Below are 24309 nucleotides of genomic sequence, written 5' to 3'. Positions count from 1 at the left end.
GTTAACGAAAAAAATAAAGTCAATGCGGAAACGGCCACAGACGCAGCTTTTGTTTGCCGATGGACCACAGCTTGGCCAGGCCATGGGGTTCCACTATCAGGAACCAGACGATCAGGGCGCCAAAGATGATCAACTCGGCATGTGAAATTCCGGCGGTTGAAACCTCGATGCCCAAGACGCCTCCGATGAGAGGTAGAAACTGGTTCAGAAAAATCGGCAGGATCACGATGAAAGCGGCGCCAAAGAAAGCACCCATGATGGAGCCCATGCCACCGATGATGACCATGAACAACAGCTTGAACGACAGGTCCACGGAAAATGCAGCGGGCTCCCACGATTCCAAGTAAATGAAACCCCACATGGCACCGGCCATGCCGACAATGAAGGAACTGATGGCAAAAGCACTGAGCTTGGCGTACATGGGCCGGATGCCGATCACCGCGGCGGCCACGTCCATATCGCGGATGGCCATCCATTCGCGGCCGATGGCGCCGCGCACCAGATTCTTGGCCAGCAGCGCCAGCAACACCAGAATCGACAGGCAAAACAAATATTTGGAAGTCGGACTGCTTATCTGCCAACCAAACACTTGCAAGCCGGAGACCGAAACCGAGCCGGACGGCGCGTCGTTGGTAAACCACTTGACGCGCAAAAACATCCAGTCGCTGAAAAACTGTGCCGCCAGGGTGGCCACCGCCAGATAGAGTCCCTTGACGCGCAAGCTTGGCAAACCAAACAGAATGCCAAAAATGCTGGAGCACAAACCACCCAGAACCATGGCCAGCAACAACGGCATGCCAGGGACCCGGACAAAGAAATTGAAGGCGGCGTAAGCGCCCACCGCCATGAAAGCCCCTGAGCCCAGTGAAATTTGGCCACAATAGCCGACCAGGACATTGACCCCCAGAGCGGCCACCGACATGATCAGGAACGGGATCAGGATGGCCCGAAACATATAGCCGCTGCTGATCATGGGGACCACGATAAAGGCGGCCGCAATGATCAGCAGCACCGCCCAGCGATCCTGCGCGATCGGAAATATCTGCTGGTCTGCGCGATAGGTCGTCTTGAACTGGCCGTTTTCTCTGTAGAACATTTCTTATCTCTCAAATGACTTTTAGTTCCGGCATGCTTCGCTTAACTTGCTGCGCAAGTTAGCCTTCACTGAAAAATAATTGACTGCGTATTTCATACGCGATCAATTATTTTTTCGCCGAACAAGCCCTGCGGCCGGAACAGCAGAAACACCAGTGCCAGCACGTAGGCGAACCAGATTTCGATGCCGCCACCGACGTAAGGCCCCAAAAATACTTCTGACATCTTTTCACCAACACCGATGATCAGGCCGCCAATGATGGCGCCGGGCACCGAGGTCAGGCCGCCCAGAATCACCACCGGCAGGGCCCGCAAGGCCACCGTGGTGAGAGAAAACTGCACCCCCAGCTTGCTGCCCCAGATCATGCCGGCGACCAATGCCACAACGCCCGCCACGCACCAGACGATGAACCAGATGCGGTTGAGTGGAATGCCGATGCTCTGGGCCGCCTGATGGTCGTCCGCCACCGCTCGCAAGGCGCGCCCGGTGCTGGTTTTCTGAAAGAACAGGCTCAGCAGCGCCACCAGCACCGCCGCAATCAGGGCCGCGTACAAATCTTCCTTGTTGAGCAGGATGCCGCCCTCGAACACGGATTCGAAAGCAATCACGGGATCCTTGGGCATGCCGACGTCGATCTTGTAGATGTCGCTGCCAAAAATGGTTTGTCCAATGCCGTCGAGAAAATAGCCGATCCCTAACGTAGCCATCAGCAAGGTGGTGCCCTCCTGGTTCACCAGATGACGCAACACAAATCGCTCAATCAACCACGCCACGACAAACATCAGCACACCGGCGGCGGCAAAGGCCCCCAGATTGGCGACAATCGGATTTGTGATGCCGGTCCAGACCGGGATCCATTCGGAAAAACGGGCCATCGCCAGCGCCGCAAACAACACCATGGCGCCCTGGGCAAAATTGAACACGCCGGAGGCCTTGTAGATCAGCACAAAGCCCAGCGCCACCAGCGAATACAGCATGCCGGCCATCAGGCCGCCGAGCAGGGTTTCAAGAAAAAATCCCATTACACATCCTTAATCAGTTGGGGACAGAGCTTGCTCGCTTCGCGTAGCTGCGGTCTTTCCCACAATTACTAGTGACCCGTCCCAAGATAGGCGCTGATCACTTCTTCGTTGTTGCGTACTTCGTCAGGCGTGCCGTCGCCAATCTTCTTGCCGTAGTCCAATACCACCACGCGATCTGAAATGTCCATCACGACACCCATGTCGTGCTCGATCAATACGACGGTGGTGCCGAACTCCCCATTCACATCCAGCACAAAACGGCACATGTCCTGCTTCTCCTCCACATTCATGCCGGCCATGGGTTCGTCCAGCAGCAGTACTTGCGGCTCCATCGCCAGGGCGCGCCCCAGGTCGACACGTTTCTGCAGCCCGTAAGGCAACTGGCCAACGGGGGTCTTGCGATGGGCTTGAATTTCCAGGAAGTCAATGATGTGCTCAACCGCTTCGCGGTGCAGCTCTTCTTCCCGTTGCGCGGGGCCGATGCGCAAGGCCTGCCACAGCAGATTGCTTTTGATCTTGAGGTTGCGTCCGGTCATGATGTTGTCGATCACACTCATGCCCTTGAACAGCGCCAGACTCTGGAAGGTGCGCGCTATGCCCATCACGGCCACTTGGTGGCTGTCCATGTGATGGAAAGATTGGCCGCGGAAAGTAATGGAGCCCTGTTGCGGCGTGTAGACGCCGTTGATGCAATTGAGCATCGAACTCTTGCCGGCGCCGTTGGGTCCGATGATGGCCCGCACCTCGTGCTCGCAGACGTTGAAGGAGATATCCGTCAGCGCTTTGACGCCGCCGAAACTGAGAGAAATATTTTTGACATCCAGAATGACGTCGCCGATTTTTTTAGTCGCCATGATGTTCAGTGTGTTTGGGTGCCGGGCCGGACAGACCGCGGCTAAGCGGCGCGGGCCAGCTTGGCCCCCGACTGATCAGGGGCCTTGACCGGGGCAAAGGTTTTTGCGTCGTCTATTCTGAGCGTGGCACTGACGCTACCGGTGCGGCCGTCTTCAAACTTGACCTGCGTTTCGATGAACTGGGAGGTCTTGCCGCCGTACAAGGCGTCAACCAGCACGTCGTATTTTTCCGCAATGAAGCCGCGCCGAACCTTGTTGGTGCGGGTCAACTCGCCGTCGTCGGCATCAAGCTCCTTGTGCAGCACCAGAAAGCGGCTCACCTGCGAGCCGGCCAACAAAACGTCCACGCTCAGGTCGGCGTTGACCTTCTCGACGCACTCCTTGATCAGCTGGTAAACCTCGGGCTTTTGCGCCAGATCCGTATAACCCGCATAGGGCAGATTGCGGCGTTCGGCCCAGTTGCCAACCGCGTCAAAATCGATGTTGATCATGACGCAGACTTTTTCACGACCATCGCCATAAGCCACCACTTCCTTGATGTGGGGAAAAAATTTCAGCTTGTTTTCCACGTACTTGGGGGCAAACATGGCGCCATCATTGGCGCCGCCGCGGATGCGGCCGACGTCTTTGACGCGGTCGATGATCTTGAGGTGACCGTGGGCGTCGAGGAAGCCGGCGTCACTGGTGTGGTACCAGCCGTCGGCGCTCAACACTTCGGCGGTGGCGGTCGGGTTTTTGAAATACTCCTTCAGCAAGCCCGGTGACTTGACCAGAATTTCGCCATTCTCGGCGACCTTGATTTCGACCCCGGCGATCGGGATCCCGACCGTGTCGGCACGGGCCTGGTTGTCCGGCTGCAGGCACACAAACACCGCCGTCTCGGTGGAGCCGTAGAGCTGTTTGAGGTTGATGCCGATGGAGCGGTAGAAGCTGAACAGGTCGGGCCCAATGGCCTCGCCGGCGGTGTAGGCCACCCGCACGCGGCTCATGCCAAGGTTGTTGCGCAAGGGTCCATAAACCAGCAGATCACCCAAAACATAGAGAATGGAATTGCCGAAACCGATCGGCTTGCCGTCCATGCGTGCCGGGCCGACCCGTTGCGCCACGCTCATGAAGTAATGAAACATGCGGCGCTTGATGGCGCCAGCATCTTCCATGCGAATCATCACGCTGGTGAGCAGTCCTTCGAAGACCCGGGGTGGCGCAAAGTAATAGGTCGGGCCGACCTCCTTGAGGTCAATCGTGACCGTGGCCGACGACTCGGGGCAATTCACCACGTAGCCGCAGGCCAGCCATTGTGCGTAGCTGAAAATGTTTTGCCCGATCCAGGCCGGCGGCAAATAGGCAGCACCTCTTCGGCATGGGTCAATTTGTCAAAGTCGGCGCCGGCCTTGGCACGGTTCAGCAGTGAATTGTGGGTATGCACCACGCCCTTGGGGTTGCCTGTGGTGCCCGAAGTAAAAAACATGGCCGCCACGTCGTCGGGCTTGGCCTGGTTTACTTCGGCCTTGAAAAAGCCCGGGTGCAAGGCCGCAAAAGCCTTGCCCGCGGCCAGTAAATCATCCAGCGGTGCCAAGCCCGGTTCGTCATAATTGCGCAGACCGCGCGGATCGTCGAAGTAGAGGTTGCAGAGCTGTGGGCACTGCTCGCGGATTTCGAGCAGTTTGTCAACCTGTTCCTGATCTTCGGCAAAGGCAAAGCGTACCTCCGCGTTGTTGATAGGGAACACGCACTCGGGTGCCGCGGCATCCTGGTAAAGGGGGACCGGGATGGCGCCAATGGACTGGACTGCCAGCATGGTGGCGTACAAGCGGGGTCGATTGGCGCCTATCACCACCATGTGTTCACCCCGACGCAAGCCTGCCTGGTGCAGGCCGCATGCCAGATGCTCCACCAGTGTGCCCAGATCGGCCCACGACATGGCTTGCCAAATGCCGTATTCTTTCTCCCGCATGGCCGGTTCAGCCGCCCTTTGGGCCGAGTGATTTAACAGAAGTTGAGGGAAAGTGGTCTGCATCCCGGGGCCTTGTCTTCAAACGAGTGAACTTGCGGGGCAGGTCTTTGGCGTTGCCCCCCAAACGGACTGGCTGGACCCAAAGCACCCAGCCATTGCAATGGAATGAATAATAGACATTCCATTGACGTCAAGTTGTCATTTGGACGACAATTTGAACTTTTCTCGGTAGGTGTTTTCCCTGCACGTTTGATTGATTCTTGGAGTGGCACATCAATGAGTTATGACAACTCCCTGCACCAGCGCCGACGTCCGCTGACCACTGCGGAACTGGACGCCATTCCATGGATTGGTTTGCTGACGGTGCCAGAGCGTGAACGTGCCGTGGACGACCTCAAAATCACCGACGCCAGCGCCGGCGAATATGTGTGCCGCACCGGTCGCCCCGTGACCTACTGGTTTGGCGTGGTCGACGGCCTGCTCAAGATGAGCAGCGACAACGCCGAGGGGCGAACCATGACTTTCATCGGCATGCCGCCCGGTGGCTGGTTTGGCGAGGGCACGGCCTTGAAGCGCGAAAGCTACCGCTACAACATCCAGGCACTGCGCAAGAGTCGGGTTGCCGGTTTGCACGTGGACACCTTCCATTGGCTGCTGGACCACTCGATTGGTTTCAACCGCTTCATCATGAACCAGCTCAACGAACGTCTGGGCCAGTTCATCGCGGCCCGCGAAATAGACCGCTTGAACAACCCTGACATCCGGGTCGCCCGCAGTCTGGCGGCACTGTTCAACCCGGTGCTCTATCCGGGCGTGGGCGAGGTGCTGCGGATCACCCAGCAAGAGTTGGCGTACCTGGTCGGGCTGTCGCGCCAGCGTGTCAATGAGGCCTTGACGACGCTGGCTGCGCAAGGCTCCATCCGTGTCGAATATGGCGGCCTGCGGGTTTTGAACCTGCAGGCCTTGCGCGCCGCTGTTCTCACAAGCAAGCCCGTCGTTTAATATCTGCGACAGCAGCAGCGTCCTGTCATGACCAAAACCAGAGGAGATTTCAATGACCTTATCCTTCCCCCACCTTGGCCGCTTGGCCACCCTGATTTTCGCCGGAGTAGCGACTATTTCAATGGCCAGCCAAGCGTTGGCGCAGACCGCTTGGCCCACCAAGCCAGTCAGAATTGTGGTGCCTTTTGCGCCGGGTGGTACCACCGACATCCTGGCCCGTGCCGTGGCGCCGGAGTTGTCGAAGGCGTTTGGTCAAAGTTTCATTGTCGATAACCGGGCTGGTGCCGGCGGCAACCTGGGCGCCGACATCGTCGCCAAGGCGCCGGCGGATGGCTACACCTTGTTGATGGGTACCGTGGGCACCCATGGCATCAACAAGTCGCTCTACAGCCGCTTGCCCTACGATCCGCAAAAGGACTTCGCGCCAATCACGCTGGTGGCCGGCGTGCCCAATGTGATGGTGATGAATACCGAGAAGGCGAAGGCTCTGCGCATCAACAATGTGCTCGACTTCATTGCCTACGCCAAGGCCCATCCGGGGCAACTCAACATGGCATCCAGCGGCAATGGCACATCGATTCACCTGGCGGGCGAATTGTTCAAGACCATGACCGGCACTTTCATGACCCACATTCCCTACACCGGGTCCGGCCCCGCCATGATGGGCATGGTGTCTGGCACGGTGGATGTGATGTTTGACAATTTGCCTTCGGCCATGCCGCAGATCAAGGGGGGCAAGCTCAAGGCGTTTGCGGTGACCAGTTCGCAACGCTCGGCCGCCATGCCTGAGCTGCCCACGATCGAAGAAGCCGGCAAGCTCAAAGGCTTCGAGGCCAGCAGCTGGTTTGGTTTGCTGGCACCGGCAGGCACCCCAGCCGATGTCGTGAACCGGATCCAGCAGGAAACCGCCAAGGCCCTCAACACCCCCGCCATCAAGGAAAAGTTGCTGGCCCAGGGCGCCATTCCCAGCGGCAACACACCGCAGCAATTCGCCGCGTTGATCGATGCCGAAATCAAGAAATGGGCGCCGGTAGTGAAGGCGTCCGGCGCCAAGGTTGATTAGCCCCCTCGGGGGCCATCTACACGCCCCAGACGATTTCGTGTCCAGCCCGCTCGCAGCGGCGCAGCATCTCGATAAAAGGCAAGGCCCGCTGGCGCAGCGAGATCGCCTCAAAGCGGGGCGCTGGCTCCATGCGGGCCAGCGCTTGCGTCAGGGCGGCTTTTTGCTCTGCCTCTTCTTTGGCAACGGCCGCTTCCAGCGCGGCAATGGCTGCCGGCATTTGTTCCGGCAGGATGATGCCTTTGTCACCCGCGCCGGGTCGGGTGTCTTTGCCGATGATGTCCAGCACACGCCGTCCGTTGGGCTGCAGCATGATGAGGTCACCGGTGGATTTGGATTTGAATTTGTACAGCATAGAGACGCATCGTAAACTGCGCCACGATGCGAAATCTTCAGATCCTTGCCGGCCTATTCCTGTCAAGCTTGCTGGCCGCTTGTGCCGACACCCATTACTACCTGCAATCGGTGGAAGGGCATTTGCACATGATGCTGGTGGCCCGGCCGATCGAGCAGTGGTTGGTTGATCAGGACGCCGCGCCCGCGTTGAAGCAGCGTTTGGTGTTGGCGCAGCGTATACGAAGCTTTGCCGTGACCGAGCTGCAACTACCCGACAACGCCAGCTACCACAGCTACGCCGATCTGCAGCGCCGCGCCGTCGTGTGGAATGTGGTGGCGGCACCCGAGTTCTCGCTGACCCTCAAAACCTGGTGTTTTCCGGTGGTCGGCTGTGTCGGCTACCGGGGCTATTTCAGCGAGGCCGAGGCGCGTGCCCAAGCGCGGGCGCTGGCCCTGGAAGGGCTGGAGGTCAGCGTCTACGGTGTGCCGGCCTACTCCACACTGGGTCGGCGGCGACCCCCTGCTCAACACCTTCATCAGCTACCCGGAAGGGGAGTTGGCGCGCATGATTTTTCATGAACTGGCGCATCAGGTGCTGTATGTCAAGGACGACACCTTGTTCAACGAGTCATTTGCCACGGCCGTGGAGCGCCTGGGGAGCGAGCGCTGGCTCTCGGTCCATGGTGCCGTTGCGGCCAGGAAAGAGTACGCGGAGTTTGACGCCCGACGCCAGCAGTTTCGGGCGCTGTCACTGGCCACGCGGGTCCGCCTGCTTGCCATCTACGGGACAGGGGAGTTGCCGGTGCTCGATCGCAAAGAACTGATTGCCAGAAAGAATAGGGTGCTGCAGGATTTTCGTGATGACTATGCCCGGCTCAAGAGCAGTTGGGGTGGCTATAGCGCGTACGACGCCTGGGTGGCCGGTGCCAACAACGCGGCATTTGGCGCTCAGGCCGCCTACGACGAACTGGTGCCGGGTTTTGAAGCCTTGTTCGCCCGCGAAGGCAAGAACTGGCCGCGGTTTTATGATGCGGTCAGGCGGCTGGCGAAAATGCCGGCAACGGAGCGGGTCCAGGCCCTGAAACAAATAGCAACGGAGCACACAAGTGGCTGATCTTCATATCCTGCGCGAACACGCACTCGGTTTGCCCGCGGCGCGAAAAATTGCCTTCCGCTGGGCCGAGCATGTGGAAGAAGAATTCGGCATGAGTTGCACTTACGAAGAAGGTAAAACGGGCGATGAAGTGTGCTTTACCCGCTCCGGCGTTGACGGTACCCTGACCGTTACCAAGGACAAGTTCGAACTCAATGCCAAACTCGGTTTTCTGATTGGCGCTTTCAAGGGCAAGATCGAGAGCGAAATTGTGAAAAACCTGGACGACTTGCTCAAGACCAAGCCGGCTGCGAAAGCGCACCTGGTCAAAAAAAGATGATCAACCGGTCATGAAGGCTGTCATTGCCGGCGCGACCCGCAACCCATGGCTGCCGGATCGGGCCTGCTCCGGACTCCGATCCGGGGTCCGGCATGACAGACACCAAGGTCTGGCGCGACTTAGCTCAGGGATTCAATCAAATCGACGTATTGCTGCATCGCGTCTTTACTGGGCGTGCCTTTGAGGCCATTCCAGGCATCCCATTTGGCACGCCCCACCATGTCGCCAAAACCGGGTTTTTTGTCGGTGTTGTCGCCCACGCTGGCCTGTTTGTACAGCGCGTAGATTTTGAGCAGCGTCGCGTTGTCGGGGCGCTCCGTCAGGTTTTTTGAATTGGCAACGGCGGCGTCAAACTTTGTTTTCAGGTCTGGCATGATTTTCCTAAATAGTTGGGAACGAAACGGTCTCACATTTGAAATGTCGAGGACAGAATTTGTTCGCCTCGCGTAACGGCGATCTGTCCGGCAAAGTTCAGTAAGGGAAATACCCCACCCATTTGGCGTATTTGCGTAGTATCTTACGGTTCCAATTGCCTACAGAATAGGGGCATCCCCCAAGAACTGTATTTTGGATATTTAGTTTTACCGAGTCTGGAGTCCCCATGGTTACCCGAGTCACTGCCAAAAAAGTCACGCAACAAGTGGTCGATAGCGTGGCGCCAGTCGCGCAGCAGGCGGGGAAAAAGGTGCGCCGAGCGGCCAAGGTGGTGCGCAAGAACGTATCCGATGCCGTCAACGGCACCCTGGGGCTGACCGGCGAGCGCATGAGCAAGGTCGATACCGCCTGGCTGCGCATGGATTCTCCCAGCAATTTGATGATGATCGTGGGTGTTTGGATCATCAAGCCGGGGGTTGGCTACAAGGCGGTATGCGAACGTATCGAGGAACGCTTTCTCAAATACCCGCGCTTTGGTCAGCGGGTACAACAGGATGCCGCTGGCGCCACCTGGGTCAAGGACCCGGACTTCAAGATTGAACGGCATGTGGTGATCGAGAAACTCGGGCCCAAGGCCAAGGGTCGTGAGCAGCAGGCCTTGCAGGATCGCCTGGCGGAACTTGCGATGCAGCCGCTTGACATGGAACATCCGCTGTGGCAGTTTCATCTGGTCGAGCATTACCAGGGCGGCTCGGCCCTGTTGGCGCGCATTCACCATTGCATTGCCGACGGTATCGCCCTGATTTCGGTCACCCAGTCGATGGTGGATGGCGGCTCTGCCCCGCCTCAGCGCACCGTCAAGGAGCCGCATCACGGGGGCTTGGAAAGTGCCGAGGACTGGATCATGGAGACATTGATCAAGCCCTTCACCGACGTGACGGTGAAGGCGCTGGACGCGGCCGGCGATGGCGCGGTCAATGCCCTGGAGATGATGGTAGGGCCGCAAAAAGGCATGGAGAAGGGATTCGCCAGCTCTATTGAGTTGGCCAAGATGGCGTATCAAGTAATGCGTGACGGCGCCGCTTTGGCGCTGATGCCGGACGACTCACCGACCCGCCTCAAAGGCAATCCCGGCAGGTCCAAGCGCGTCGCCTGGTGTCAGCCGATTCCACTGGAAGAGGTCAAGGCCGTGGGCAAGGCCTTGAACTGCTCCATCAACGATGTTCTGTTAAGTTGCGTTGCCGGCGCCATCGCCGAGTACCTGAAGTCATTCGGCGATGAGGTCGCCGGCAAGGAAATCCGGGCCATGGTGCCGGTGAACCTGCGCGCCATGCAAGACGCCTACAAGCTGGGCAACCGCTTTGGCCTGGCGCCGGTGGTGTTGCCGATCGGTGTCGCGAATCCGGTCGAGCGCGTCTACGAGGTGCGTCGCCGCATGAGCCTGATGAAAGGCAGTATGCAGCCCCTGATGGCGTTCGGCTTGCTGGCGGTGGCGGGTCTGTTGATCAAACCGGCGCAAGACGCCATGCTCAGCCTGTTTTCCAAAAAAACCACCGCGGTCATGACCAATGTGCCGGGTCCGCGCGAAAAACTCAAGTTTTGCGGCGCTACTCTGGAGCAAAGCCTGTTCTGGGTACCGCAATCCGGCTCCGTGGGTTTGGGCGTTTCGATCTTGAGCTATGGCGGCGGTGTGCAATTTGGCGTCATCAGCGATGCCACCTTGTGCCCCGATCCGCAGAAAATCATTGACGAGTTTGAACCCGAGTTTGCCAAATTGGCGATGGTGACCTTGATGTTGCCCTGGAATGATTAATTGTTTGCGGGACAGATCTTTAGCTCGGTCCCCAACTCGAAGCGGGATGTTGAATCAGTCTTCCAGTTCTTCCCTGGCCATTTCCACGTCCAGTCGTTCCATGGCGTCGATCGGCTTGGCCGCTGCCGCTTGCTGGTACAGCCGGGTCGCTTCCTTGAGCATCTTGTCGCCTTCGAGCATGATCATGGCGTTGGCGTATTCGATCATGCCAATGGCCGATTCGAAGTTCAGCTTGAGCGCCTGTTCGAACAGCGCCAGCCCGGTGTCTTTTTTGGCGCCATAGGTCATGCTGCCGATGAGCGAGCCCACCTTGTCGATGACCTCGGCGTGAAAAGCACCTAAGGCGATGTGGGCGTCGGCATGCTTGGGCTGCAGTTTGATCACGTTTTCCAGTGATCCCTTGACCTTGCTGCCAAGCCCTTGCGCCAAGGCCTTGGCGACGCTGATACCCTGGCTGTAGCGGCCCAGTGCGTAAGCATGCCAGTAATGGGCATTGACGTTTTCCGGGTTTTCCTGCGCCTGTGTGCCGGCGCGTTGGGCTACTTCAAGGTACAGGTCAAGCCTGGCCTTTTCCATTTTTTCAAGGTAGGTGGCGTAGACGCATGCCGACTTGTTGGCCACGGTGAGACCGGCACCGCCAATCTTGAGTCCCATGTCCATGGCTTTCTGGAATTCGCCGTTGTGGAACAAGGCCCAAGCCTGTAGCACCTTGGTGTTCTTGGGCAGCGGCTCGGCATCCCCGGCATGCAAACGCGCCCAGTTCTTCTTGACACTGGCGGCATCAAATACATAGTCACCCGCATAGGGAAAGGCGGTCCATTTGGCCATGTTGTCTCCTCTGCCTAACGCTATTGTTTGTCGTTGTTATTGTAGGCACCCGCCAGCTTCAGTAAATGCAGGCGCTGGCCCTGCTCCAGATAGGGTGCCAGCAGGTTCAATACGTGCTGCGCACCCCGCAGCAGGGCGGATTGTGCATTTTCAGGTTCCAGGGCCCGGCGCGGGTCGCGTACGTACTCAAAACTAAGCCAGTAGGTCAGAACCACCACCATGCTGGTTGCAGTAGCCTCCACTTCACGCGAATCAATGCTGACGGCGCCGGCGCGGCTCATGCCGTCCAACAGCGTTTTCACGGCACGGGTCTTGTTTTTCAGGACCGACTGAAAATGCGTTTCCAGTCGCCGGTTCTTGCTCAGCAGATCGTTCAGATCGCGGTACAGAAACCGGTATTGCCAGATCAACTCAAACAAGGTGTGCATGAAAAACCAGGCGTCTTCCACGTCGCGCACGCCGTCGCTGGCGTTGAGCAAGTCATTGAGAGCACGTTCGTAGCGGTCAAACAGTGCGTTGATGAGCTCGTCCTTGGCCGGGTAATGGTAATAGAGGTTGCCCGGGCTGATGCTCAACTCGGCCGAAATCAAGGTGGTGGACACGTTGGGCTCGCCAAAGCGGTTGAACAGTTCCAGCGTGACTTCCAGAATCCGTTCGGCCGTGCGCCGGGGCGCCTTTTTCACCATGAAGGGCTGCCCCCGTGTGCGGTCGACCTGACGGCATGTCCTAGGTCGTCCATGATCTCCTGCAGTTTGTCGATGCTCCGCCCGATTTGCGTTGAGGCCTTGACCGGCGCGCTCAGATGCCGCTTCGGGTCATCCAGCGCCTCATGGTGCAGGGTAATGCCGTGGCGCCACAATTTGTCTGAAAGACCGGTTTTGTGCGAGCGCAGCAATTGACGAGTCTGCTGGTAGGCGTGCTCGGCCAGGTGGCGGCGCTGCGAATAACTGAAGGTGTTGGCAAGATAGAGTTCGGGATCGCGGTGGTCGGGCTCGATCAGGAAGATGTCCGTATTCGGGTAGGCATGTTCGTATTGCCGCATGCCCAGGACCAGGCGCGAGTGGATCAAGGAGCGGAAGGTCTGGCTCAGGACCGCTGGCAGACCACCGTCCACAATGCGCGGGATATGGTGCTGCTCGGATGGCAGGCCGCGTCGCATGACTTTGGCGACCTGAGGGGCCGTGGCGTCGAAGGGCACCAGCGGGTTCAGGCACAACATCAGGTCAATACCCTGCTCCAGGGCGACCGACGCGTGCATGGTTTTGTTCAAGGCGCCATCGACGTAATAGTTGTCGTCAATTTCGACCGGTGGAAACAAGCCCGGCAGGGCCGCGCTGGCTTGCACGGCCTTGGAGATCGGTACGTGGTCCCAGCCCGGGCGGCCAAATGGAACGGCCTCCCCGCTGTCCAGATTGGTCGCCACCAGGGTGAGCTGGGTCTTGAGTTGGCGAAAGTCGTTGGTGCGGCCGGCTTGCGAAAAAAGGCGCTCGATCTGAACGTTGACCTGCTCGTTGGAGAAAATGCCGGCCGGCAGACCCGGCCCCAGGCGCTGCAGGGCCTGGGTGAATGGTTTGCGACGCACGGTGACTTGCCACAAGGCGGACATCAACAAGGCTGGCAGCATGATGCCGCGACGCGCAAATTCACCGTAAGCCGGCATCATCAGCCAGGCTGGGTCAAATGTCTCGGAGGCAGTGTTGCCGTTTTCGATGAATGACGCACACAGCTCGCGTGGGCTGATGCCGTTGGCCAGCCCGGCGGCAATGAAGCCACCGGCGGATACACCCACATAGTGTTGCAGTTTGGTGAAATCGATTCCGTTCAGGGACTCGTCGAGCGCGCAGAGGGCGCCGATTTCGTAAATAGCGCCCAAAGGGCCGCCACCCGCCAACGCCAGTGCAATTTTGGGTGCTTGTGATGGTTTACGCTTCATAAGAACAAAGTGTAGGGGTGATCGAGAGGAAAACTTGCTGCGATGCAGCAATGGGCGCCGGCCAAAACAAGAAAGGGCGCCGGAGCGCCCTAGGAGGAAGCCTTTCGTGTCCTTGGCACCATTGGCTTCTTGCGTCGCTGTAACGACGGGGTGTGATCAAACAGGGCTTGCAGGCGCCGCCGTTTTGCGAGGTGCAGCACGTTTGAGCGCCACCTTGGGCGCAGCTTTGACCGCCTTTTTGGCAGCCGGCTTGGGCGCTGTCTTCACGGCGGCCTTTGGCGCGGCGCCCTTGGCCGACAGCTTCTGGACGCTTTTGTTCAACTCATCGATGCGCGCGATCAGGGCATTGATGTCCTTGGCGGAAGGGACGCCCAGTTTGTTCAGGGCCTTGGCCACACGGTCTTCGAAAATACTTTCCAGCTTGTCCCACTGACCGGAAGCCTTGGAAGAGATATCGGTGGCCATGCTTGACATTTTGCTGCTGGCTTCCGAGAGCTTTTCTTCAGCCACCGATTGCGTTTTGCGCTGCATGCTGACACCCTCCTTGATCAGGGCTTCAATCGCCTTGGTGCCCTCCGCCTGAGCCTTGTTGAAAGCGCCGACGCCAGCTTGCCAGATTTGCTGGGCCGAGTCCTTGACCGATCCCGCCAGCGGCAAGGGGGCTTTTTTCGACGGATTTGATTTTTTCAGCTTGGTGACCATGGGAAACTCCAGACAGGTTGAGAAATGTTGACGCTGATGAACAATGCAAGTCAGTGCATGAGGGGCACTTTACGGGGCGATCAAAGCGCTGTGTAGGTGAGGCTTCCTAAATTTGTAGGGACTGGGCTCTAGCGGAACACGGGTTTGTGCTGAATAGCAGATGCCGCAATATCGGCAAGAATGCGTCATCTGAATGGAGGTTTTGATGCAGTACTTTGTCACGGGTGCCACCGGCTTTATTGGTAAGCGGTTGGTTAAAAAACTGCTGGAGCGCAAGGGCTCGGTGGTCTATTTTTTGATTCGCAAGGAGAGCGAGGGCAAGGTTGCGGACCTGCGGCAATACTGGGGCGCCAGCGCGGCGCGTCTGGTACCTGTGTTTGGCGATCTCACCAGCAGGAAGCTGGGTTTGTCGACCGATAGCCTGAAGAAGCTCAAAGGCCAGATTGACCACTTCTACCATCTGGCGGCGGTGTACGACCTGGGTGCCGACGAGGCGAGTCAGATTGCCGTCAATGTCGAAGGCACGCGCAACACGGTTGAACTGGCTAAGGCCATCGATGCCGGACATTTTCACCACGTCAGCTCGATTGCCGCGGCAGGACTGTACGAAGGCGTGTTCCGTGAGGATATGTTCGAAGAGGCTGAAAACTACGAGCATCCTTATTTCATGACCAAGCACGAAAGCGAAAAAATCGTGCGCAAGGAATGCAAGCTGCCTTGGTCGGTCTATCGCCCGGCCATGGTGGTGGGTGACAGCCAGACCGGGGAAATGGACAAGATCGACGGCCCCTACTATTTCTTCAAACTGATCCAGCGCATGCGGCAGTTGTTGCCGCCCTGGATGCCCTCGGTGGGCCTGGAGGGTGGCCGCATCAACATCGTGCCGGTGGACTTCGTGGTCGAGGCGCTGGACACCATCAGCCACAAAAAAGACATTGCAAGCAGGTGCTACCACCTGGTGGACCCGGTGGGTTACCGCGTGGGTGATGTGCTGGACATCTTCAGCCGGGCCGCGCACGCGCCCAAGATGAACCTGTTCATCAACGCCGCCTTGCTCGGCTTCATCCCGCGCAGCGTCACCAAAGGCCTGCTGGCGCTGGCACCGGTGCGTCGGGTGCGCAACGCCGTCATGAAGGACCTGGGCCTGCCGGAAGACATGCTCACCTTCGTCAACTATCCGACACGCTTTGATTGCCGCGACACGCTGGCAGCGCTCAAGGGGACTGGCGTGGCCTGTCCGAATCTGAAGGATTACGCCTGGCGCCTATGGGATTACTGGGAGCGTCATCTGGACCCGGCCTTGCACATCGACCACTCCTTGCGCGGCACGGTGGCGGGCAAGGTGGTACTGGTCACCGGCGGCTCGTCGGGCATCGGTCTGGCTGCCGCCCACAAGTTTGCCGAGGCCGGTGCCATCACCATCATTTGCGGGCGCGACCTCGACAAGCTGGAAGAAGCCTGCAAGGAGGCCAAGGCCAAGGGCTACAGTTTCGTCGCCTACCCGGTCGATATCGCCGACATGGCCGACTGCGACCGTTTTGTGAAACAGCTCATTGATGTCCATGGCGGTGTCGATTTCCTGATCAATAACGCGGGTCGCTCGATTCGGCGTGCCATCGAGTCCAGCTATGACCGCTTTCACGACTATGAGCGCACCATGCAGCTCAATTATTTCGGCAGCCTGCGCGTCACCATGGGCTTTCTGCCGGGCATGGTGGCACGGAAGAAGGGTCACGTGGTCAATATCAGCTCCATTGGCGTGCTGACCAATGCGCCGCGTTTCAGTGCTTATGTCGCTTCCAAGGCGGCGCTGGACGCCTGGACCCGCTGTGCCGCCAGTGAATTCGCCGATCAGGGGATCTCGTTTACCACCATCAACATGCCGCTGGTGCGCACCCCCATGATCGCGCCCACTGGTTTGTACAACAATGTGCCCACGCTGTCGCCGGAAGAAGCCGCCGACATGATTGCCCAGGCCTGCATTTTCAAGCCGGTGCGCGTTGCCACCCGTCTGGGCATCACCGGGCAATTGCTGCACGCGCTGTTGCCCCGGGTGGCACAAATCGCCATGAACACCAGTTTTCGCATGTTCCCGGACTCGGGCGCCGCCAAAGGTGCCAAGCCGGGCGATAAACCGGTCAGGCAGCAGCTGTCGCACGAGGCGATAGCCTTGCAGCAGATGATGCGGGGCATCCATTTCTGAGCCTGCCGCGCCGGCGGCGATAATCGAAGGGCGCCGTGTGCGCCCTTTTTTTACAGGTAGATCCACAAGGGGGAGATGATGATTCTGGTAACTGGCGGAGCGGGTTTTATCGGCGCCAATTTTGTGCTCGACTGGCTGGCCCAGTCGGATGAGGCGGTGCTCAACCTGGACAAGCTCACCTACGCCGGCAATCCGGAAAATCTGCTCTCCTTGCAGGGTGATTCGCGCTATCTGTTCGTGCAAGGCGATATCGGGGACGCGGCATTGGTGGCGCAACTGCTGGCGCGGTACCAGCCGCGTGCGGTGCTCAATTTTGCGGCTGAAAGCCACGTCGACCGCTCCATCCATGGGCCGGAGGACTTCATTCAAACCAATGTGGTGGGCACCATGCGCCTGCTGCAAAGCGTGCGTGCCTACTGGCAGGGCTTGGCGGAGGGCCCGCGTGCGGCATTTCGCTTCCTTCACGTGTCCACCGACGAGGTCTACGGCAGTCTCTCCCCCGACGACCCGGCGTTTACCGAAACCCACAAGATCGAACCCAACAGCCCGTACTCCGCCAGCAAGGCCGCCAGCGACCACTTGGTGCGCGCCTGGCACCACACCTACGGCCTGCCGGTGCTCACCACCAACTGCAGCAACAACTACGGGCCCTTGCATTTCCCCGAAAAACTGATTCCGCTGATCATCGTCAACGCCCTGGCTGGCAAACCCCTGCCCATCTATGGCGACGGCCTGCAAGTGCGCGACTGGCTCTATGTCAAAGACCATTGCAGCGCCATCCGCCGGGTGTTGCAGAGTGGCCGGGTCGGTGAAACCTACAACGTCGGCGGCTGCAACGAAAAGCCCAACATCGAGATCGTGCACACCGTCTGCACCCTGTTGGACGAATTGCGGCCCAAGGGCGACGGCAGCAGTTACAAGACGCAGATTGCCTATGTCCAGGACCGCCCCGGCCATGACCGGCGCTACGCCATCGATGCCAGCAAGATTGAGCGTGAGCTGGGCTGGATGCCGGCCGAGACCTTCGAGACCGGCATTCGCAAGACAGTCCACTGGTACCTGGACCATCAAGCCTGGGTGACAAACGTGCAGTCTGGCGCTTACCGCGAGTGGGTGAAAGCCAACTACGCTGAGCGCGCATGAAGATCCTTCTTTTTGGCAAAGGTGGGCAGGTTGGCTGGGAATTGCAGCGCAGCCTGGCGCCGCTGGGCGAGGTGGTGGCGCTGGACCACGACAGCAGCGACTACTGTGGGAACTTCGGCAACCTGACCGGTCTGGTTGACACCGTCCGGGAACTCAAGCCGGACCTGATCGTCAACGCCGCCGCACATACCGCGGTGGACCAGGCCGAGAGCGAACCCGAGCTGGTGCGCAGCCTCAATGCCCTGGCGCCCGGAGTGCTGGCGCAGGAAGCGGCCAGGCTGGGCGCCTGGCTGGTGCACTACAGCACCGACTATGTGTTTGACGGCAGCGGCAGCCGCGCCTGGACCGAGAGCGATGCCCCGGCACCGCTCAACGTCTACGGCCAGACCAAGCTTGAAGGCGAGCAACTGATACAGGCGGCCGGAGCGCGCCACCTGATTTTTCGCACCAGCTGGGTCTATGCGGCACGCGGCGGCAACTTTGCCAAAACCATGCTGCGTCTGGCGCAGGAGCGGGAGCGCCTGACGGTGATCGACGACCAGTTCGGCGCGCCTACCGGAGCCGAGTTGTTGGCCGACGTGACCGCGCACGCCATCCGCCAGGTGTGGCAGCGCCCCGGTGACGGCGGGCTCTACCATTTGGTTGCAGGTGGTGAGACCAGCTGGTGCGGCTACGCCAATTACGTGCTGAGCCAAGCCAGGCTGGCGCAGCCGGCCCTTAAAATGCGAACCTCCGAGGCGGTGCCGGTGCCCAGCAGTGCCTTCCAGACCAGCGCCAGACGGCCCCATAATTCGCGCCTTGACACACGCAAGCTGCAAACCACTTTTGGCTTGAGTCTGCCACCCTGGCAGCAAGGGGTGGCCCGCATGCTGGCAGAAATCCTGTAACTGAAATTAACCATGATTCAACGCAAAGGCATCATCCTGGCCGGCGGCTCCGGCACCAGGCTGCACCCGGCCACATTGGCGATGAGCAAGCAACTGCTGCCGGTGTATGACAAGCCGATGATTTATTACCCCTTGAGCACCCTCATGCTGGCCGGCCTGCGCGACATTCTGGTCATCAGCACGCCGCAGGACACGCCGCGCTTCCAGCAGTTGCTGGGCGACGGTTCGCAATGGGGGCTGAACTTGCAGTACGCGGTGCAACCCAGTCCGGACGGCCTGGCACAGGCTTTCATCATCGGCGACAAATTTCTGGGCCAGGCCCCCAGCGCACTGGTGTTGGGCGACAACATTTTCTACGGGCATGATTTCGGACCTTTGTTGGCCAGGGCCGACCAAAAAGTCGAGGGCGCTACCGTGTTTGCCTACCATGTGCAAGATCCCGAACGCTATGGCGTAGTCGCTTTTGACGCCCAGGGCAGGGCCAGCAGCATTGAGGAAAAGCCGACGCAGCCGAAAAGCAACTATGCCGTCACCGGCCTGTACTTCTATGACAACCAGGTGGTGGACATTGCCAAGGCGGTCAAGCCCAGCGGCCGGGGCGAGCTGGAGATCACGGCCGTCAACCAGGTTTATCTGGAGCAGGGCAAGCTCAATGTGCAAATCATGCAGCGCGGCTATGCCTGGCTGGACACCGGCACGCACGACAGTTTGCTTGAAGCCAGTCAGTTCATCGCCACGCTGGAGCGGCGCCAGGGCCTGAAAGTGGCTTGTGTCGAAGAGATCGCCTGGCGTAACGGCTTTATCGACGACGCCCAATTACAAAAGCTGGCGCAGCCGCTGGCCAAGAATGGCTACGGTCAATACTTGCTGCGCTTGCTGCTGGAACGCAATCGCCACGAACCCTGATTCACGAAACACGTCATGAAAACCATCCCCACTGCCATTGCTGACGTTCTCATCATCGAACCCAAGGTGTTTGGCGACACGCGCGGGTTCTTCTTTGAAAGCTTCAATCAAAGAGATTTCCGGCAAGCCACTGGTCTGACGGTAAATTTTGTGCAGGACAACCACTCGCGATCGGCCAAAGGCGTGTTGCGTGGCCTGCATTACCAGATAGAGCAGCCACAGGGGAAATTGGTGCGGGTCGTGCGCGGCTCGGTGTTTGACGTGGCGGTTGACCTGCGCAAATCATCGGCCACCTTTGGCCAATGGGTTGGTGTTGAGCTGACGGAAGAAAACAAGCGGCAAATGTGGATACCGTCCGGTTTTGCCCATGGCTTTTTGACCCTGAGCGACACAGCTGATTTCCTTTACAAGACGACCGACTATTACGCGCCGCAGTTTGAACGCTGCATTGCGTGGGATGATCCGACGCTAGCCGTGGCTTGGCCGTTGTCAGGTGCTGGCCCGCAGGTTTCGGTCAAGGATCAGGCCGGTTTGGCACTGGACAATGCGCCGGTGTTTGAAGGTGTTTGAGTAAGTTCATGATGATTCAACCCAAAATCTACGTTGCCGGCCACCGGGGCATGGTGGGCTCGGCCATTGTGCGAGCACTGAAACAACGGGGCCAGACCAACATCGTGACCCGCGCGCACTCCGAGCTCGACCTGTGCGAACAGGCCGCGGTGCGCGCTTTTTTTGAAACAGAAAAGCCGGACCAGGTCTACCTGGCTGCTGCCAAGGTAGGCGGCATCCACGCCAACAACACCTACCCGGCCGAATTCATCTACCAGAACCTGATGGTGCAGACCAACGTGATCCATCAGGCTTGGTGCGCCGGCGTGCAAAAACTCCTGTTTTTAGGCTCCAGTTGCATCTACCCCAAACAGGTCCCGCAGCCGATGCGCGAAGACGCCTTGCTCACCGGTCCCCTGGAGCCCACCAACGAGCCCTACGCCATCGCCAAAATCGCCGGCATCAAAATGTGCGAAAGCTATAACCGCCAGTACGGCGCCAGCCACGGCGTCGACTACCGCAGCGTCATGCCCACCAACCTGTATGGCCCCGGTGACAACTACCACCCGCAGAACTCTCACGTCATCCCGGCCCTGCTCCGGCGATTTCATGAAGCCAAAGAGAGCAAGGCACCCAGTGTCACCATCTGGGGCAGCGGCACACCGCGGCGCGAGTTTCTCTACGTCGACGACATGGCGGCGGCCAGCGTGTTCGTGATGAACCTGCCCCAAGCCACCTACGCGGCCCACACCCAGGCGATGCAAAGCCAGATCAACGTCGGCTATGGCCAGGACATCACCATCGCCGAACTGGCCCAAGCCGTCGGCCAGGCCGTAGGCTACCAGGGCCGCATCGAATTCGACCCCAGTAAACCCGACGGAACCCCCAGAAAGCTAATGGACAGCCGCCGGCTCAATGCGCTGGGATGGCAAGCCAAGGTCAGTCTGGCACAAGGCCTGTCGCTGGCCTACCAGGATTTCCGGAAGCAAAACCCATGAGCACCCAACCCAAAACCGCCCTCATCACCGGCATCACCGGCCAGGATGGCTCCTACCTGGCCGAGTTCCTGCTTGAAAAAGGCTATGTCGTGCACGGCATCAAACGCCGCGCCAGCTCTTTCAACACGCAGCGCGTAGACCACATCTACCAAGACCCACACATAGCGGGCGCCAACTTCAAGCTGCATTACGGTGATTTGACCGACACCAGCAACCTGGTGCGCATCGTGCAGGAAACGCAACCCGACGAGATCTACAACCTGGGTGCCCAGTCCCATGTGGCGGTCAGCTTCGAGAGCCCCGAATACACCGCCGATGTCGACGCCCTGGGCAGCCTGCGCATTCTGGAAGCCATCCGCATCCTGGGGCTGGAGAAGAAAACCCGCTTCTACCAGGCAAGTACCAGCGAACTCTACGGTCTGGTGCAGGAAACGCCGCAGAAGGAAACCACCCCTTTCTACCCCAGAAGCCCGTATGCCGTCGCCAAGATGTACGCCTACTGGATCACTGTCAACTACCGCGAAGCCTACGGCATCTATGCCTGCAACGGCATCCTCTTCAATCACGAGAGCCCAAGACGGGGTGAGACCTTTGTCACGCGCAAGATCACACGCGCCCTGGCCAACATCAGCCAGGGCCTGGAACAGTGCCTGTTCATGGGCAACATCGACGCCTTGCGCGACTGGGGCCATGCCAAGGACTATGTGCGCATGCAGTGGCTGATGCTGCAACAGGACAAACCGGAAGACTTCGTGATTGCCACCGGCGTCCAGTACAGCGTGCGCCAGTTCATAGAAAAGACGGCGGCCGCCTTAGGCATGCAAATCCGCTGGGAAGGCTCCGGTGTGGATGAGGTAGGTTTTGCAGTCATTGCGGACTCCGACCCGCAATCCATGCCTTTGTGCAGCACGGACCAGCCCATCATCCGGATAGACCCGCGCTACTTCCGGCCCACTGAAGTGGAAACCCTACTGGGCGACCCGAGCAAAGCCAAGGAGAAACTGGGCTGGGTGCCGGTGATCACGCTCGATCAGATGGTGCAGGAGATGGTGGCGGCTGATTTGGCTGATGCGAAGAAGCATGCGCTACTGAGGTCGAAGGGCTACAACGTCACCCTGAGCATGGGATGATGAATTTAAGGCATGGCAGTGGTGAACCCCAGGAATGACCTGAAAAGAAATATTCTTGCGAACTATCTTGGAGCGGGCACGGTAGCTTTGGCGCCGATTCTGGCATTGCCCTGGTATCTTGCGGCACTTGGTCCACGGCAATTCGGTTTGATCGGCTTCATCGTGATGCTGCAGGCAATACTTGGCTTGCTGGATGCAGGGATGAGCCAAGCGCTGGTACGGGAAGTTGCTGTTCGACTTGATGCGACGGCTGCGGGACAGCAAAGAACGGCCTCGTTGTTGTTCGGTTTCGAGCGACTTTATTGGTTGTTCGGATTCGGCGCCGGTGGCCTTACTTTGCTGTCGGCCGACTTCGTTGCCGCACACTGGCTCAATTTGGGAGGTCTGCCGGCGGTGGCGGGACAGCAAGCAGTTTACGGTGCGGCTTTCATTTTTGCGGCTCAGTTCCCTGGCTCGCTCTATCGCAGTGTGCTGGTCGGGGCGCAAGCTCAGGTGTCCCTGAACGCCAGCATGTTGGTGGGTGCCTTGGTGCGTCACGCTGGTGGTGTGCTGGTTGTTCTTATTTGGCCAACCTTGCCGACCTACCTGATTTGGCATGCGTCTATCGGTTTGCTGGAAACTTTGGTGCGTGGCTGGTTGGCCTGGAGAACGCTGAATGTGAAGCGGCACACGGTTAAATGGGAGAGGCAGGAAATTCGCTCGGTCTGGAGATTGCTCGCTGGCCTGTCTGGAGCGGCCTGGCTGGGCGCACTGACCGTGCAGATGGACAAAATCGTACTCAGCAGAATGACGAGCATTGAACAATTTGGTTATTACTCGATTGCGGCCATGATCGCGGTCGGCGTGCTTCAGCTTATTTACCCATTGGTCCAGGCGGTATTGCCACGCGCCATACAGTTGAGGGAGGAGTCCGGCAAGTTGCGCAGTCTGAGTCTCAAATTGACGGGTTTGATTGCGCTGATGGTTGTCATCGGGGGCGTAATTTTCGCCACTGCGGGCAAATGGCTGCTCAATCTCTGGTTGCGAAGCCCTCAGGCGGTGGAGGTGATCTATCCCTTGCTGTCGGTCTTGCTGATAGGGACCAGTTTGAATGCTTTTTACAATGTGGGTTATGTCCATTGGTTGGTCAACGGAAAAATTCGCAGAGTGCTACAAGTCAATGCCTCCGCGCTGGTGCTTTCTGTGGCGATAATTCCGCCGCTGGTTGGGTCCCAAGGCCCAATGGGTGCCGCGTTCGGATGGCTGGTGATCAACCTGATTGGCTTCGTTCTCAGTCTGGAGTGGCTCAAAAAGAAGCAGGGTGAAGGAAATTTTTGAAAAATTCTTCTGGATTTTGAAGGTCCAGTTCGGTCTCGATTTTCGACGCATGGCACGTTCCATCGGAGGCGTGCCGCGCTACCTGGCAGATTGGCGCAATTTCCGAAACGACTACAACGGGCAACTTGATCTGCGTCCCTGTTTGCACGATTGGTACGAGGAGGGTGGCTCGACAAAAGACGAGTACTTCTGGCAGGATTTGCATGTGGCGCGGCAAATTCATCTGCGCGGTCCCGGCAAGCACGTTGACATCGGTTCGCGCATTGACGGCTTTGTGGCGCATGTGGCCAGCTTCAGAGAAATCGAGGTGTTCGATATTCGACCGGTGTCCACCGCGATCCCTGGGGTACGGTTCAGGCAAGCGGATTTGACCAATTTGTCGGAACCTCACGTTAGTTGCTGCGATTCATTGTCGTGCTTGCATGCGCTCGAACACTTTGGACTTGGCCGTTACGGCGATCCGGTCGACCCACGGGGCTACATCACAGGACTTGCCAATATGGCCAGAATGCTGCGATCCGGTGGTGTGTTCTATCTTTCGGTTCCGATTGGCAAAGAGCGAGTCGAATTCAATGCCCACCGGGTATTCGATCCGCTCAAGCTGGTGTCCCTGGCGGGCGAAAATTCCCTGCTGTTGAGTGCCTTCGCGTGGATAGAGCCCAATCAAGCACTTGTTCAATCGGGCGAACCAGGACGCGACATGGAAGGGTTGAGCAAGGCCAACTACGCTCTGGGCATCTTCACATTCACCAAACAATGAAGGCTGCC

The 24309-nt window shown here is 58.8% G+C and carries 22 protein-coding genes and 2 pseudogenes; 14 read left to right on the top strand and 10 right to left on the bottom strand.

Annotated elements, in window-relative coordinates:
• Positions 1–19 precede the first annotated feature (19 nt).
• From PHS32_RS06595 to PHS32_RS06580, 4 genes and pseudogenes are all read right to left on the bottom strand, one after another.
• Positions 20–1096: a branched-chain amino acid ABC transporter permease gene (locus PHS32_RS06595; RefSeq protein WP_301078118.1), complete on the bottom strand. Its 1077-nt coding sequence runs from the start codon at positions 1094–1096 to the stop codon at positions 20–22.
• 92 nt (positions 1097–1188) lie between these two features.
• The gene (locus PHS32_RS06590; RefSeq protein ID WP_301078117.1) at positions 1189–2118 is read right to left on the bottom strand and encodes a branched-chain amino acid ABC transporter permease; all 930 of its coding nucleotides are present in this window, start codon (positions 2116–2118) and stop codon (positions 1189–1191) included.
• A 68-nt stretch (positions 2119–2186) separates the two neighbouring features.
• On the bottom strand, positions 2187–2972 hold the full coding sequence (locus PHS32_RS06585) for an ABC transporter ATP-binding protein (protein ID WP_301078116.1): 786 nt from the start codon (positions 2970–2972) through the stop codon (positions 2187–2189).
• A gap of 41 nt (positions 2973–3013) precedes the next feature.
• Positions 3014–4989: pseudogene (locus PHS32_RS06580) on the bottom strand (AMP-binding protein).
• A 213-nt stretch (positions 4990–5202) separates the two neighbouring features.
• Between PHS32_RS06580 and PHS32_RS06575 the strand changes: the two are divergent.
• Positions 5203–5928 carry a Crp/Fnr family transcriptional regulator gene (locus PHS32_RS06575; RefSeq protein WP_301078115.1) on the top strand — a complete coding sequence of 242 codons (726 nt, stop codon included), beginning with the start codon at positions 5203–5205 and terminating at the stop codon, positions 5926–5928.
• A gap of 121 nt (positions 5929–6049) precedes the next feature.
• Positions 6050–6991 (top strand): tripartite tricarboxylate transporter substrate binding protein, encoded by a 942-nt coding sequence (locus PHS32_RS06570; protein WP_301078142.1) that lies wholly within the window; start codon positions 6050–6052, stop codon positions 6989–6991.
• A 16-nt stretch (positions 6992–7007) separates the two neighbouring features.
• On the opposite strand, the gene PHS32_RS06565 is transcribed toward PHS32_RS06570, so the two are convergent.
• Entirely contained in the window at positions 7008–7343 is a 336-nt protein-coding gene (locus PHS32_RS06565; protein ID WP_301078114.1) for a DUF1840 domain-containing protein, read from the bottom strand.
• 26 nt (positions 7344–7369) lie between these two features.
• On the opposite strand from PHS32_RS06565, the pseudogene PHS32_RS06560 reads away from it, so the two are divergent.
• Positions 7370–8438 (top strand): annotated as a pseudogene (locus tag PHS32_RS06560) (aminopeptidase).
• Entirely contained in the window at positions 8431–8757 is a 327-nt protein-coding gene (locus tag PHS32_RS06555) for a polyhydroxyalkanoic acid system family protein (protein WP_301078112.1), read from the top strand. Before PHS32_RS06560 ends, PHS32_RS06555 begins: the two are co-directional and overlap by 8 nt.
• A 119-nt stretch (positions 8758–8876) precedes the next feature.
• Here the strand turns inward: PHS32_RS06555 and PHS32_RS06550 are convergent, their stop codons facing one another.
• Complete coding sequence (locus PHS32_RS06550) at positions 8877–9131, bottom strand: acyl-CoA-binding protein (RefSeq protein WP_301078111.1); 255 nt, start codon at positions 9129–9131, stop codon at positions 8877–8879.
• A 227-nt stretch (positions 9132–9358) separates the two neighbouring features.
• Between PHS32_RS06550 and PHS32_RS06545 the strand changes: the two genes are divergently transcribed.
• Positions 9359–10945 carry a wax ester/triacylglycerol synthase family O-acyltransferase gene (locus PHS32_RS06545; protein WP_366143466.1) on the top strand — a complete coding sequence of 529 codons (1587 nt, stop codon included), beginning with the start codon at positions 9359–9361 and terminating at the stop codon, positions 10943–10945.
• 54 nt (positions 10946–10999) lie between these two features.
• Here PHS32_RS06545 and PHS32_RS06540 read toward each other — a convergent pair whose 3' ends face one another.
• The 4 genes from PHS32_RS06540 to PHS32_RS06525 form a co-directional block, all read right to left on the bottom strand.
• A complete protein-coding gene (locus tag PHS32_RS06540) occupies positions 11000–11773 on the bottom strand; it encodes a hypothetical protein (RefSeq protein WP_301078110.1) in 774 nt (257 codons plus the stop codon).
• Positions 11774–11793: 20 nt separating this feature from the next.
• Positions 11794–12459 (bottom strand): TetR/AcrR family transcriptional regulator, encoded by a 666-nt coding sequence (locus PHS32_RS06535; RefSeq protein WP_301078109.1) that lies wholly within the window; start codon positions 12457–12459, stop codon positions 11794–11796.
• Positions 12453–13706, bottom strand: coding sequence for a patatin-like phospholipase family protein (locus tag PHS32_RS06530; RefSeq protein WP_301078108.1), 1254 nt, complete (start codon positions 13704–13706; stop codon positions 12453–12455). Before PHS32_RS06530 ends, PHS32_RS06535 begins: the two co-directional genes overlap by 7 nt.
• 156 nt (positions 13707–13862) lie before the next feature.
• Positions 13863–14408, bottom strand: a complete 546-nt coding sequence (locus PHS32_RS06525; RefSeq protein WP_301078107.1) for a phasin family protein — start codon at positions 14406–14408, stop codon at positions 13863–13865.
• A gap of 205 nt (positions 14409–14613) precedes the next feature.
• On the opposite strand from PHS32_RS06525, the gene PHS32_RS06520 reads away from it, so the two are divergent.
• The 9 genes from PHS32_RS06520 to PHS32_RS06480 all read left to right on the top strand — a co-directional run bounded on the left by PHS32_RS06520 (position 14614) and on the right by PHS32_RS06480 (position 24301).
• Positions 14614–16611 carry an SDR family oxidoreductase gene (locus PHS32_RS06520; RefSeq protein ID WP_301078106.1) on the top strand — a complete coding sequence of 666 codons (1998 nt, stop codon included), beginning with the start codon at positions 14614–14616 and terminating at the stop codon, positions 16609–16611.
• Between the two features lie 78 nt (positions 16612–16689).
• Positions 16690–17754: a dTDP-glucose 4,6-dehydratase gene (gene rfbB, locus PHS32_RS06515; protein WP_301078140.1), complete on the top strand. Its 1065-nt coding sequence runs from the start codon at positions 16690–16692 to the stop codon at positions 17752–17754.
• Complete coding sequence (rfbD, locus tag PHS32_RS06510; RefSeq protein WP_301078105.1) at positions 17751–18641, top strand: dTDP-4-dehydrorhamnose reductase; 891 nt, start codon at positions 17751–17753, stop codon at positions 18639–18641. The genes rfbB and rfbD overlap by 4 nt, the downstream gene beginning before the upstream one ends.
• Positions 18642–18653: 12 nt before the next feature.
• The gene (rfbA, locus tag PHS32_RS06505; protein WP_301078104.1) at positions 18654–19547 is read left to right on the top strand and encodes a glucose-1-phosphate thymidylyltransferase RfbA; all 894 of its coding nucleotides are present in this window, start codon (positions 18654–18656) and stop codon (positions 19545–19547) included.
• A 15-nt stretch (positions 19548–19562) separates the two neighbouring features.
• The gene (gene rfbC, locus PHS32_RS06500; RefSeq protein WP_301078103.1) at positions 19563–20117 is read left to right on the top strand and encodes a dTDP-4-dehydrorhamnose 3,5-epimerase; all 555 of its coding nucleotides are present in this window, start codon (positions 19563–19565) and stop codon (positions 20115–20117) included.
• An 8-nt stretch (positions 20118–20125) separates the two neighbouring features.
• The gene (locus PHS32_RS06495) at positions 20126–21094 is read left to right on the top strand and encodes a GDP-L-fucose synthase (RefSeq protein ID WP_301078102.1); all 969 of its coding nucleotides are present in this window, start codon (positions 20126–20128) and stop codon (positions 21092–21094) included.
• Entirely contained in the window at positions 21091–22224 is a 1134-nt protein-coding gene (gene gmd, locus PHS32_RS06490) for a GDP-mannose 4,6-dehydratase (protein WP_301078101.1), read from the top strand. The genes PHS32_RS06495 and gmd overlap by 4 nt, the downstream gene beginning before the upstream one ends.
• A gap of 12 nt (positions 22225–22236) precedes the next feature.
• Entirely contained in the window at positions 22237–23541 is a 1305-nt protein-coding gene (locus PHS32_RS06485; RefSeq protein ID WP_301078100.1) for an oligosaccharide flippase family protein, read from the top strand.
• Positions 23525–24301 (top strand): DUF268 domain-containing protein, encoded by a 777-nt coding sequence (locus PHS32_RS06480; protein WP_301078099.1) that lies wholly within the window; start codon positions 23525–23527, stop codon positions 24299–24301. Before PHS32_RS06485 ends, PHS32_RS06480 begins: the two co-directional genes overlap by 17 nt.
• The last annotated feature ends 8 nt before the right edge of the window (positions 24302–24309 follow it).

It is taken from the genome of Rhodoferax sp. (assembly GCF_028714215.1).
Taxonomy (GTDB): Bacteria; Pseudomonadota; Gammaproteobacteria; order Burkholderiales; family Burkholderiaceae_C; genus Rhodoferax.
The sequence above is the reverse complement of the archived record's forward strand: the minus strand, read 5'-3'. Positions and strand labels throughout refer to the sequence as shown.